This is a genomic window from Streptomyces sp. NPDC101191, from assembly GCF_044767915.1.
In the GTDB taxonomy this organism is placed as follows: Bacteria; Actinomycetota; Actinomycetes; order Streptomycetales; family Streptomycetaceae; genus Streptomyces.
In genome coordinates this window covers 1-11,314 of the sequence record NZ_JBIWOU010000014.1, presented here as the reverse complement: position 1 = coordinate 11,314, position 11,314 = coordinate 1, and the positions used below count along the sequence as shown (strand labels likewise).

Below are 11,314 nucleotides of genomic sequence, written 5' to 3'. Positions count from 1 at the left end.
GGTTCCCGTTGTCGTGGAACCGCGGAGCACATGAGCACGTTGAGCTGCCGAAGGGGGCAAAACCGCACACTCTCCTCGCTACGCCGCCCCCGAAGCCCAACAAAACGTCCACGATGGTAGCCGTCTTTCGGTCAGCCACCCAGTTCGCGCCGCAGCCGAGCGGCGTCCACACGCCAGAAGGTGTGCTGCTCGCCGTCCACCAGCACCACCGGAATCTGCTCCCAGTAGGCGCGGTACAGCTCCTCGTCCTGGGTGATGTCCTTCTCCTCCCAGAGTGCTCCTGTCTCGGCGCAGACGGACTCGACCACCACCCTGGCGTCGTCGCAGAGATGGCACCCCGGCCTGCCGATCAGCGTCACCGTGCGCGGGCCGCTCTTCTTCTTCGTACGTCCGAACATGACGTCCATTCTGCGCGCCGGGTAACAGGGGAGCCCCCGACTGTTCACACCACGGCATCCTCACAAGTCGGGAAGTACCGAACAGACTGGCTATGCTCACGGCATGGCCGCTCAGGGATGGCTCACCCCCCGTAGGCGCTCCGCCACCGCGCGCAGCGTCCTGGCAGGCGAGGCCGCCGCGGAGGCGGCGCGCAAGACCTCGCAACAGCTCGAGCAGGAGCGTGAGGAGGAAGCCGCCGCCACCCGGGCCGAGCCCGCGGAACCCGACTTCCCGGTCGTCGGCGACACCCGTGCCGCCGCCTTCTTCGACCTCGACAACACCGTCATGCAGGGCGCCGCGATCTTCCACTTCGGCCGCGGCCTGTACAAGCGGAAGTTCTTCCAGCGCCGCGAACTCGCCCGCTTCGCCTGGGCCCAGGTCTGGTTCCGGCTCGCCGGGGTCGAGGACCCCGAGCACATGCAGGAGGCCCGCGACAGCGCCCTGTCCATCGTCAAGGGCCACCGCGTCTCCGAACTGATGTCGATCGGCGAGGAGATCTACGACGAGTACATGGCGGACCGGATCTGGCCCGGCACCCGCGGCCTCGCCCAGGCGCACCTGGACGCCGGCCAGAAGGTCTGGCTGGTCACCGCCGCCCCCGTCGAGACCGCCACGATCATCGCCCGCCGGCTCGGACTGACCGGCGCGCTCGGCACGGTCGCCGAGTCGGTCGACGGCGTCTACACCGGCAAGCTGGTCGGCGAGCTGCTGCACGGCCCGGCCAAGGCCGAGGCGGTCCGCGCCCTGGCCGCCGCCGAGGGCCTGGACCTCTCGCGCTGCGCCGCGTACAGCGACTCGCACAACGACATCCCGATGCTCTCGCTCGTGGGGCATCCGTACGCGGTCAACCCGGACACCAAGCTGCGCAAGCACGCCAGGGATCGCGAGTGGCGGCTGCGCGACTACCGGACCGGCCGCAAGGCGGCCAAGGTCGGCATCCCGGCCGCCGCGGGCGTCGGCGCGCTCGCGGGCGGCACGGCCGCCGCGCTCGCCCTGCACCGCCGCCGTCGCTGAACTCCCGGGCCCGGCAGGGCCGTCCCGTGCGCCGGCCCGCCCGGCACCGTTGATGCCGATACGTTTCGTCCGCGATCATCTGCGACAACCCGGGACCAGGCGGCCTCACCCGTACGTGGTCGAACAGCGCCGTACACGGCGTCCGACGGGCATTCCCCCGTCCCTACCCGGCAGCGGCCCCGGTCACTCACGCGCCGCGCACTTGAGCACAAGCAACCCCTCCCCCGGTCACACTCGGAAGCAATCCGATCAACAACCAGTCACGAAGTGCGACTCGTTTCGCCTTCAAGCGGTAACAGATGCGACCGAATCGATGATTTGAGCAACTGGGTGTAGCGCTGCCTGTACGAAGCGTTATTCTCCTCAGACGCACAACGGACCCACACTTCGCCACCATGAGTGAACGGTCCCGCACTGCACGTGATGGAAGCTCTGCCTCTGGGAGTCCCGTGTACCCACACGTCGGGGTTGACGCCTCGGGCCTGGCTACGCTGCGCGCAACGGTCCTCGACCACTTGCGCGGCTTCGTCCCCACCGCGTACGCCGGCTCTGCCCCCGCTTTCGGCGGACCGGCCTTCGCCGGACCCGCCTTCGCCGGACCGGCACCCGTCGGTCCCTGCTACGCCTTGGCCGAGAGCGGCGCCGCCGTCGGCAGACGGGGCACGCGCGGCGCCGGCACCTCGACCGCCGCCCGCAGGCCGACCGCCGACAGCGACAGCGCCCGCATGATGGACCTGGTCGAACGCGCCCAGGCCGGCGAGGCCGAGGCCTTCGGACGGCTGTACGACCAATACAGCGACACGGTCTACCGCTACATCTACTACCGCGTCGGCGGCAAGGCGACGGCGGAGGACCTCACCAGCGAGACGTTCCTGCGCGCCCTGCGCCGGATCTCCACCTTCACCTGGCAGGGCCGCGACTTCGGCGCCTGGCTGGTCACGATCGCCCGCAATCTCGTCGCCGACCACTTCAAGTCGAGCCGCTTCCGCCTCGAAGTGACCACCGGCGAGATGCTCGACGCCAACGAGGTGGAGCGCAGCCCCGAGGACTCCGTCCTCGAGTCCCTCTCCAACGCCGCCCTCCTCGACGCCGTGCGCCGCCTCAACCCGCAGCAGCAGGAGTGCGTGACGCTGCGCTTCCTCCAGGGCCTGTCGGTCGCCGAGACCGCCCGGGTCATGGGCAAGAACGAGGGCGCGATCAAGACCCTTCAGTACCGGGCCGTCCGCACCCTGGCCCGCCTCCTTCCGGACGACGCCCGCTGAGTGCTCCGCGCCCCCCACACGCACCGCACCCCGCACCGCCGCCCCGGCCGAAGCCCCCACCCCCGCCCTCCTCCCCCCACGTCCCCACGACCCCCGTCCAACTCACAGTCGGTGACGCCTCGATGACGCACTGGTCCGATCATCTTTCGCGCGTAACCCAAGTGCCGCGCCGCTCGTTGTGCGAAATGCAGGCTCCCTGTGGTCACGCCATGTCCACTTCCACTCACTCTTTCGTGTGGATGCGCTCAAGGTGTGCAACCTTCCGAACCCCCCGGGGAGTCGACCGTCATGACGAGAGGAGGTGCCGCCAGTGATCGCGAACGTTTCGGCGCACCGGCGGGCGAACGCCTTCGCCCAGGTCCTGGAAGATCGGACGTCCGAGGGCGCGGCGGCCGAGCAGCCCGAGGCATCGGCCGAACCGGCCGTGCAGGGACGGCTGTTGGCCCTGGCGAACGGTCTCGGCGAACTGCCGAAACCGGAGATGGATCCCGAGGTCAAGGTGGTGCAACGAGCCCAGCTCGTCGCCGCCATGGAGGCGATGCTCGCCGAAGGAAGCGCGGGCGCGGGCCCTACGGTCCCGGAACAACGGACCGCCGGCGGCAAGGGAGCCCACCGGGCCTCCCCGCTCCGGAAACTGCGCCCACGCTCCCGCTGGACCAAGGGCCTGGCAGCGGGCGGACTCACCGTCGGCGTGGCGGCCGGAGCGTTCAGCGGCGTCGCCGCCGCCAGCTCCGACGCCCTCCCCGGTGACTCGCTCTACGGGCTGAAGCGGGGAATGGAGGACATCAAGCTCGGGATGGCGGACGACGACGCCGACCGGGGCGGGATCTACCTCGACCAGGCGTCCACCCGCCTGAGCGAGGCCCGCCGACTGATGGAGCGCGGCCGGGCCGGCGACCTCGACCACGAGTCCCTCGGCGAGATCCGCCGCGTCCTCGACGGCATGCGGCACGACGCCTCCGAGGGACACCGCCTGCTCCGCCAGGCGTACGAGCGGGACGGCGAGATCGGCCCCATGGCCCGGCTCAACTCCTTCGCCCAGGCCCACCGGGCCACCTGGGACGGACTGCGCGACCGGCTCCCGGTCCAGCTCACGGACGTGGGCGAAGAGGTGAGCGACGTCTTCGACGCCATAGACGAAGAGGTCGAGCCCCTGCAGTCCGTGCTACCGCGCACCCCCGAGCGCGGCCCCCTCGGTTCCGGCGGCCCGAGCACGCCGCGACACACCCCGCCGACCGACACCCAGCGCCCGCACACCTCGTCGGCCCCTCCGTCCACCGGCGACGCCGCGCAGCCCCAGCCCTCGGGCTCCGGCACGGGCTCGGGCGCGCCCCAGGACGAGGGCCTCCTCGGCGGCAACACGGGCGGACTGCTCAACCCACCGCGTACGGGCCCGAGCTCGTCCTCGTCCGGTGAGGAGTCCGGCCACCCGGTCCCGGACGTGACGATCCCGCCCATCCTCCCGGGCCTGCTGCCGGGCCTCGGCATCGACAGCAGCGACGCGACGTAGGACACGTGAGGGGCGCCCCCCGCGGGGGCGCCCCTCACACCTGCTCCACAGCCCGCGGCAAGGAGCCCGGCCCGTCAGAACACGGCCGTGAGGACGCGGCCGTGAGGACACGGCTCAGAAGAACACCGAGCGCCGCTGCACCAGCAGCTTGTACAGGGTGTGCTGGATCTGCTCGCGCACCTGGTCCGTCAGGTTGAACATCAGCATCGGGTCCTCCGCCGCCTCCAGCGGATAGCCGTCCGTCGGGATCGGCTCACCGAACTGGATCGTCCACTTCGTCGGCAGCGGCAGCGCACCCACCGGACCCAGCCACGGGAACGTCGGGGTCAGCGGGAAGTACGGCAGGCCGAGCACCCGCGCCAGCGTCTTCGCGTTGCCCAGCATCGGATAGATCTCCTCCGCGCCCACGATCGAGCACGGCACGATCGGCACCCCGGCCCGCAGCGCCGTCGACACGAACCCGCCCCGCCCGAAGCGCTGCAGCTTGTACCGCTCGGCGAAGGGCTTCCCGATGCCCTTGAAGCCCTCCGGCATCACACCGACGATCTCCCCCGCCCGCAGCAACCGCTCCGCGTCCTCCGAACACGCCAGCGTGTGCCCGGCCTTCCGGGCCAGCTCGTTGACCACCGGCAGCATGAAGACCAGGTCGGCGGCGAGCAGCCGCAGATGACGGCCCGCCGGATGGTGGTCGTGCACGGCGACCTGCATCATCAGCCCGTCCAGCGGCAGCGTCCCCGAGTGGTTGGCCACCACCAGGGCGCCGCCCTCCTTCGGGATGTTCTCGACGCCCTTCACCTCCACCCGGAAGTACTTCTCGTACACCGGGCGGAGCAGCGACATCAGGACCTGGTCGGTGAGCTCCTCGTCGTAGCCGAACTCGTCCACCTCGTAGTCGCCCGTGACCCGCCGCCGCAGGAACGCGAGCCCGCCCGCCAGACGCCGCTCCCAGCCCCCCTCCGGGGGCTCCGCGGCCGCCGGGGGCTCCTGGGGTGCCTGCTGGGCCGGCAGGGCCCGTACGGCGGCCTCACCGGTGCCCATGGCGGGCCTGCGGCGGGCCCGCGAGCGGTCGTCGTCGAACGGAATGACCTTGGCGTCCGCCATCGCGATCTGGCTCCTGTTCAGCGGGGTGAGCGGGCTGAGAAGTCGGCGGGCCGGGAAGGGGAGCCGGACGCGAGCCGGCCGGCGAGCCGGTCCACCGCGCCCGCGAGCAACTCCGGCGGCAGCAGGCCGGGCCCCCGGCTGCCCGCGAAGTCCGCGAAGGCCTCCGCCGTCGTGTACCGCGGCGAGAAGCCCAGCGTCTCGCGCATCTGCACCGTGGACACCACCCGGCCATGGGTGAGCAGCCGGATCTGCTCCGGCGAGAAGTCGGTGACGCCGACCGTACGCAGCGCCTGCCCGACCCAAGTGACCGCCGGCAGCAGCACCGGCACCGTGGGCCGGCCGAGCCGCCGCGCGCACTGGGAGAGCAGCAACACCCCGTCCCCGGCCACGTTGAACGTGCCGCTGTTGAGGGTGGCCCTGCGCGGCTCCTTGGAGGCGAGCTCCAGGACGTCCATGACGTCGTCCTCGTGGACGAACTGCAGCCGCGGGTCGTAGCCGAGAACGGTCGGCAGGACCGGCAGGTCCAGGTACTCGGCGAGCGGGGAATCCACGCGCGGCCCGAGGATGTTCGCGAAGCGCAGCACACACACCGCCACGTCCGGGCGGCGCCGGGCGAAACCCCGTACGTACCCCTCGACCTCGACGGCGTCCTTGGCGAAACCACCGCTCGGCAGCGACTTCGCCGGGGTCGTCTCGGTGAAGACGGCCGGGTCACGCGGGGCGGCACCGTAGACACTGGTGCTGGACTTCACCACGAGGCGTTTGACCCGCGGCGACTTCTGGCACGCGCCGAGCAGTTGCATGGTGCCGATGACGTTGGTCTCCTTGACCGACGTACGGCCGCCGGAGCCGAGCGCCGTCCCGGTGACGTCCATGTGCACGACCGTGTCCACGTCGTGCTGGGCCAGGACCTTGGCGACGGCCGGCTGGCGGATGTCCGCCCGCACGAACACCGCAGCGCCCAGCGGGTGCGGGGACTCGACCGCGTCCACGGCGATCACCCGCTCGACCTCCGGGTCCCGCTGCACGCGCCGCACCAAACGGGCACCCAGGTGCCGGGCCGCACCGGTGACGAGCACGACCTTGCCCAAGACAAGCGCCTTCCGTCGGACTTCCATCGGTGTTCCGCTGACGGCCACCGTAGCGCCTTCGTATTGCGGCGCGATAAAAAGCATGGCCCCCCACCGCTGAACGGTGGGGGGCCACGCCGTACGCATTACGCCGTTGCGGCGTCGCTTACTTCTTGTTGCGACGCTGCACGCGGGTGCGCTTGAGCAGCTTGCGGTGCTTCTTCTTCGCCATCCGCTTACGCCGCTTCTTGATAACAGAGCCCACGACTACCCTCGCTCACTTCTCGGAACATCCCCGCGCCAGCGGGGATCGGTGCGGGGCGTCTGGGCCCACACGACCTACGAGGGGCTAGCCTACCGCCCCGAGCGACGGGCTTGTAATCCGAGGGCAATACGGGCTTCCCGGCCGCGCGCTCGCTACGCGGTCGCCACCCCCACGAAGGACTCCCTCAGGTACTCGTGAACCGCCTGTTCCGGCACCCGGAAGGACCTGCCCACCCGAATCGCCGGCAGATGACCGCTGTGCACCAAGCGGTACACGGTCATCTTCGAGACGCGCATCACCGAGGCGACCTCCGCCACGGTCAGAAACTTCACCTCGTTGAGAGGCCTGTCGCCAGCAGCCATGACCCACCTGTACCTTCCGCACACGACGCCCACCGGCTTCCCCTCCGGTGACTCTTCGTCGCTGTGCGCTCACGCCCAGAGTAGGGGCGGGTGGTACGAGTGGGGAAGAGGAGCCGCCATCGGCCGTTTACCGTGACAGACACGCTCGATTGAGTACATAGCGAGTGAGTGGACGGTAGTAGTCGGAGCGCACCCCGTCATCAAGCGGAACGGTCACGGACACCTGCCCCTCCGCCTCCCCGACGAACAGCGCGGGATCGTCCGTGTCGGCGAGCCCGATGGCCTCGATACCCAGCTGACCTGCCCCGCAGACCCAGCCGTGGTCCCCGACCACCAGCTCCGGCAGCGGTCCCCCACCCACGACGGCGCTTTCGAGCGCCGCCCGAACCGGCAGCGGCGAGTGCGTGTGCGCCCCCCGTTCACGCCCCGCACCCGGCCCGTCCGGCTCTCGCACCAGAGCGACTCCCCGCACGTAGTCCACAAGGTACGTGCGTACGCCGAACCGGGTCGTTATGTCGACACATCTCCCCTGCGCCGGAGTGAGAACAAGACATCCCGCCGCCGACAAAGCGTCTGCGAGCGCGACGTAGAAACCGAGCAGTCGGTGCGGATGCCCCGTCCCGAGGAGCACCGGAGCCCGCCGCGCCGCCGCCTCGCCCAGACGTTCCGCGAACGCCGCCAGGGCACTCAGCGTCCGCTCCGGATCGATCACGTCCGGCCCCGAACGGTGCGCCGGATCACCCGACACCCCACACCGGTCCGCCATCAGCCGCAGCAGCTCGGCCTCGTCCCAGCCCCACAGCGGATCGAGCCCAAGGGTCACCCGCGGATCGCGCGCCGCGAAGAGCCGGTAGCTCCGGAGACTGACCTCCCGCGAGGTCGCCACCGTCCCGGCCAGCCCCGCCGCCAACAGATGCGCCCGCAGCGCCCCGGTACTCAGCACCCTCCGATGCTCCCGGAACCACCCACCCCCGGGGCCGAAACCCCCGGGACACCGCACTGTCGGCGTAACGACCGCACAACCCGTGCGAACGCTTCAGGCCAGGCCCGCACCGGCACCGGCCGGCGTCGCGCTCAGGCCAGCAGCCCGCGCAACGGGAACACCGCCCGACGCGTCGCCAGGATCGCCTGGTCCAGCCGGTCGGCGGGGTCGTAACCCTCCGACCAGTCCCGCCACCCGACCGGCCACCGCCCGTCCGTCATCCGCCCCGGACCCAACTGCCGCGTCCGCGCGTACACCTCGTCCCGCCACGAGGACGGGATCACCGACTCCGGATCCACCGGAGCGTGCGCCGCGATCCCCACCAGATGCGTCCACGACCGCGGCACGACGTCCACGACCGCGTAGCCACCACCGCCGAGCGCCAGCCACTTCCCGCCCTCGACATGCGCGTGCGCCAGCTCGTGACAGGCCTCCTGCACCGCCCGCTGCGCGTCCAGCGACACCGCCAGATGCGCCAGCGGATCCTCGAAGTGCGTGTCCGCACCGTGCTGCGTCACCAGCACCTGCGGCCGGAAGTCGGCCAACAGCTCCGGCACCACCGCGTGGAAGGCCCGCACCCACCCCGCGTCCCCCGTACCCGCCGGCAGCGCCACGTTCACCGCGCCGCCCTCGCCCGGACCGGCCTCGCCCGTCTCCTCCGGCCACCCCGTCTGCGGGAACAGCGTCCGCGGGTGCTCGTGCAGCGAGACCGTCAGGACCCGCGGATCGTCCCAGAACGCCGCCTGCACCCCGTCCCCGTGATGCACGTCCACATCCACGTACGCGACCCGCTCCGCACCCAGCTCCAGCAGCCGGGCGATCGCCAGCGCGGCGTCGTTGTAGATGCAGAAGCCCGAAGCCGCCCCCGGCATCGCGTGGTGCAGGCCGCCCGCGAAGTTCACCGCGTGCGCCGCGTCCCCGCGCCACACCGCCTCCGCCGCGCCCACCGACTGCCCGGCGATCAGCGCCGACACCTCGTGCATCCCCGCGAAGGCCGGATCGTCCACCGTCCCGAGCCCGTACGCCTGGTTCGCCGACCTCGGATCGGCCGAGGCCGCCCGCACCGCCGCCACGTAGTCCTCGCGGTGCACGAGCCGCAGCGTCGACTCCCCGGCCGGCTTCGCCGCCACCACGTCCACCGCCCGGTCGAGCCCGTAGGCCCGCACCAACCCCATGGTCAGCGCGAGCCGCACCGGATCCATCGGGTGCTCGGGCCCGAAGTCGTACCCCGTGACAGCTTCATCCCACATCAACAGTGCGCGGCCGCTCATGCCCGCCACCGTATCGGGCCTTCCGCGCGCCGAACGACGTGGCATACACCACCGTGACGAGCACCAGCAGCATCGGCACCAGCATCGCCCCGCGGTAGCTCCACGCGTCACCGAGCGCCCCCACCAGCGGCGAGCCGACCAGGAAGCCCACGTAGTTGAAGACGTTCAGCCGCGCCACCGCCGCGTCGCTCGCCCCCGGGAAGAGGCGCCCCGCCGCGGCGAAGGTCTGCGGCACGATCACACTCAGCCCGAGCCCCAGCACCGTGAACCCGGCCATCCCCACCCACGGCCCCTGCGCCACCGCCACCACCGCGAAGCCCAGCGCCGCGAGCACCGCGCCGCAGCGCACCACCAGGACCGCACCGAACCGCCGCACCCCGAAGTCCCCGACGGAACGCCCGAGCAGCGTCGTCACCATGTACGCGTTGTACGGCACCGTCGCCAGCTCCTCCGAGCTGTGCAACACGTCCTGGAGGTACTTCGCCGACCAGTTGGAGACCGTCGAGTCACCGATGTACGCGAAGGTCATGACCAGGCACAGCGGCAGCAGCAACCGGAACACCACGCCCTGGGAACCGGCCCGCTCCTCCGTGCCCGCGGCCTCCGGCCCGCCGTTCACGTACCAGCGGCTCCCGACCAGGGTCACCGGCAACAGCACCGCCACCACCGGCAGGTACGACACGAACAGCGACAGGTGCCAGTGCGCCCCCACCCAGGCGAGCGAGGCGCCCGCGATGCCGCCCAGACTGTACGAGGCGTGGAAGCCGAGCATGATGCTCCGGCCGTACGCCCGCTGGAGGCTCACCCCCAGCATGTTCATCGACGCGTCCAACGCGCCGACGGAGAGACCGAACACGCCGAGCGCCACGGCAGCCATCCACAGCTGCGTGCCGGCCCCGACACCCAGGAGCGCGAGCAGCACGACGGGTTGCGCCCAGCGCAGCACCGCCGCCGCCCCCACCCGCACGACGAGCTTCTCGGCCAGGACGCTGCTCACGCCGGCCAGCACCGGCACGGCGGCCAGGAAGACGGGCAGCAGCCCGTCGGATATCCCGTAGCGGTCCTGGATCCCCGGTATTCGGGTCACGAGCAGGGCGAAGGTGACCCCCTGCACGAAGAAACTGACCGCCAGGGATCCCCGCCCACGCCGCAACCGCGCATCCGTCATGGCGGCACAGCGTAGGGCCGGAGACTACCGCTGGGTAGATGGATCACCGACCCGATACGGATCGGAGACCGAGCGTCGCCGGAAGCTCCGCCATCCGCCCGAAGAACCCGACAGCCCCGGCGAGCTTCGCCTCGGGCGTCATCGCGGTGAACCCGTAGGCGTCCATCCCGGCCGCCACGGCGGCCTGCACCCCGAGCCGGCTGTCCTCGACCACCACACAGCGCTCGGGGGCCACCCCCATCCGCTCCGCGGCGTGCAGGAAGAGATCGGGCGCGGGCTTCCCCCGGCCGACGTCCTCGGCACTGAACACGATCCCTTCCCGGAACCACGCGTCGAGCCCGGTCTTGCGGTGCCCGACCCGGATCCGCTCATGGCTCCCGGAGGAGGCCACGCAGTACGGGATCCCTTCCGCGTCCAGCCTCTTCAGCACCTCCGCGGCCCCGGCCACGGCCTCCAACTCCCGCTCGAACGCGGCGAAGACCCGTGCGTGGAAGATGTCGTCGAACTCGGCCGGCAGGCGCTGCCCGCTGCGCTCCTCGACCAGCTCGTGGATGCGGTGCATCGCGGATCCCATGTAGTCCCGCACCGACTCCTCGTACGTGGTGGGGTGCCCGAGCTCCGTGAGATAGCCGGCGAGCAGCCGGTTGGAGATCGGCTCGCTGTCGACGAGCACGCCGTCGTTGTCGAAGATGATCAAGTCGTAGCGCATGGGACCAACCTAGATCCCCTGCCGCCCCCGACGACACTCTCTGCAAATGGCGCGTGAACGCGAAATGCCCGTGAACGCAGAAAAGCCCCGCACCAGAAGGTGCGGGGCTTTCCCACAATGATTGTTCGGCGGCGTCCTACTCTCCCACAGGGTCCCCCCTGC

Annotated in this window: 12 protein-coding genes; 3 read left to right on the top strand and 9 right to left on the bottom strand. The window is 71.1% G+C overall.

What is annotated here, in order from left to right; translation table 11 throughout:
* Positions 1–131 precede the first annotated feature (131 nt).
* Positions 132–407 (bottom strand): glutaredoxin family protein, encoded by a 276-nt coding sequence (locus ACIRQF_RS35680; protein ID WP_389756030.1) that lies wholly within the window; start codon positions 405–407, stop codon positions 132–134.
* Between the two features lie 94 nt (positions 408–501).
* Here ACIRQF_RS35680 and ACIRQF_RS35675 point away from each other — a divergent pair, with 94 nt between their 5' ends.
* The 3 genes from ACIRQF_RS35675 (at position 502) to ACIRQF_RS35665 (ending at position 4,224) form a co-directional block, all read left to right on the top strand.
* Positions 502–1,452 carry an HAD family hydrolase gene (locus ACIRQF_RS35675; protein ID WP_404098858.1) on the top strand — a complete coding sequence of 317 codons (951 nt, stop codon included), beginning with the start codon at positions 502–504 and terminating at the stop codon, positions 1,450–1,452.
* Between the two features lie 449 nt (positions 1,453–1,901).
* A complete protein-coding gene (locus ACIRQF_RS35670; protein WP_376636981.1) occupies positions 1,902–2,714 on the top strand; it encodes an ECF subfamily RNA polymerase sigma factor, BldN family in 813 nt (270 codons plus the stop codon).
* A gap of 310 nt (positions 2,715–3,024) precedes the next feature.
* Positions 3,025–4,224: a DUF5667 domain-containing protein gene (locus ACIRQF_RS35665; protein ID WP_404098854.1), complete on the top strand. Its 1,200-nt coding sequence runs from the start codon at positions 3,025–3,027 to the stop codon at positions 4,222–4,224.
* 114 nt (positions 4,225–4,338) lie between these two features.
* On the opposite strand, the gene ACIRQF_RS35660 is transcribed toward ACIRQF_RS35665, so the two are convergent.
* The 8 genes from ACIRQF_RS35660 to ACIRQF_RS35625 form a co-directional block, all read right to left on the bottom strand.
* Entirely contained in the window at positions 4,339–5,325 is a 987-nt protein-coding gene (locus ACIRQF_RS35660; RefSeq protein ID WP_382482059.1) for a lysophospholipid acyltransferase family protein, read from the bottom strand.
* A gap of 17 nt (positions 5,326–5,342) precedes the next feature.
* A complete protein-coding gene (locus ACIRQF_RS35655) occupies positions 5,343–6,416 on the bottom strand; it encodes an NAD-dependent epimerase/dehydratase family protein (RefSeq protein WP_403530115.1) in 1,074 nt (357 codons plus the stop codon).
* A 145-nt stretch (positions 6,417–6,561) separates the two neighbouring features.
* Positions 6,562–6,660, bottom strand: coding sequence for a 30S ribosomal protein bS22 (locus ACIRQF_RS35650; protein ID WP_003948845.1), 99 nt, complete (start codon positions 6,658–6,660; stop codon positions 6,562–6,564).
* A gap of 152 nt (positions 6,661–6,812) precedes the next feature.
* Positions 6,813–7,022, bottom strand: coding sequence for a helix-turn-helix domain-containing protein (locus ACIRQF_RS35645; RefSeq protein ID WP_046910004.1), 210 nt, complete (start codon positions 7,020–7,022; stop codon positions 6,813–6,815).
* Positions 7,023–7,149: 127 nt separating this feature from the next.
* Entirely contained in the window at positions 7,150–7,965 is an 816-nt protein-coding gene (locus ACIRQF_RS35640) for a phosphatase (RefSeq protein WP_376636985.1), read from the bottom strand.
* Between the two features lie 131 nt (positions 7,966–8,096).
* Complete coding sequence (locus ACIRQF_RS35635) at positions 8,097–9,275, bottom strand: acetoin utilization protein AcuC (protein WP_389756020.1); 1,179 nt, start codon at positions 9,273–9,275, stop codon at positions 8,097–8,099.
* The gene (locus tag ACIRQF_RS35630; protein WP_404098849.1) at positions 9,244–10,443 is read right to left on the bottom strand and encodes an MFS transporter; all 1,200 of its coding nucleotides are present in this window, start codon (positions 10,441–10,443) and stop codon (positions 9,244–9,246) included. The genes ACIRQF_RS35635 and ACIRQF_RS35630 overlap by 32 nt, the downstream gene beginning before the upstream one ends.
* Positions 10,444–10,486: 43 nt before the next feature.
* Positions 10,487–11,152, bottom strand: coding sequence for an HAD family hydrolase (locus ACIRQF_RS35625; RefSeq protein WP_403530126.1), 666 nt, complete (start codon positions 11,150–11,152; stop codon positions 10,487–10,489).
* Between the last annotated feature and the right edge of the window lie 162 nt (positions 11,153–11,314).

Excerpts from the sequence above, each read along its gene's own strand:
- ACIRQF_RS35680 (WP_389756030.1), bottom strand. The coding sequence starts at position 407 with ATGGACGTCATGTTCGGACGTACGAAGAAGAAGAGCGGCCCGCGCACG.
- ACIRQF_RS35675 (WP_404098858.1), top strand. The coding sequence starts at position 502 with ATGGCCGCTCAGGGATGGCTCACCCCCCGTAGGCGCTCCGCCACCGCG.
- ACIRQF_RS35660 (WP_382482059.1), bottom strand. The coding sequence starts at position 5,325 with ATGGCGGACGCCAAGGTCATTCCGTTCGACGACGACCGCTCGCGGGCC.
- ACIRQF_RS35645 (WP_046910004.1), bottom strand. The coding sequence starts at position 7,022 with ATGGCTGCTGGCGACAGGCCTCTCAACGAGGTGAAGTTTCTGACCGTG.
- ACIRQF_RS35635 (WP_389756020.1), bottom strand. The coding sequence starts at position 9,275 with ATGAGCGGCCGCGCACTGTTGATGTGGGATGAAGCTGTCACGGGGTAC.
- ACIRQF_RS35630 (WP_404098849.1), bottom strand. The coding sequence starts at position 10,443 with ATGACGGATGCGCGGTTGCGGCGTGGGCGGGGATCCCTGGCGGTCAGT.
- ACIRQF_RS35625 (WP_403530126.1), bottom strand. The coding sequence starts at position 11,152 with ATGCGCTACGACTTGATCATCTTCGACAACGACGGCGTGCTCGTCGAC.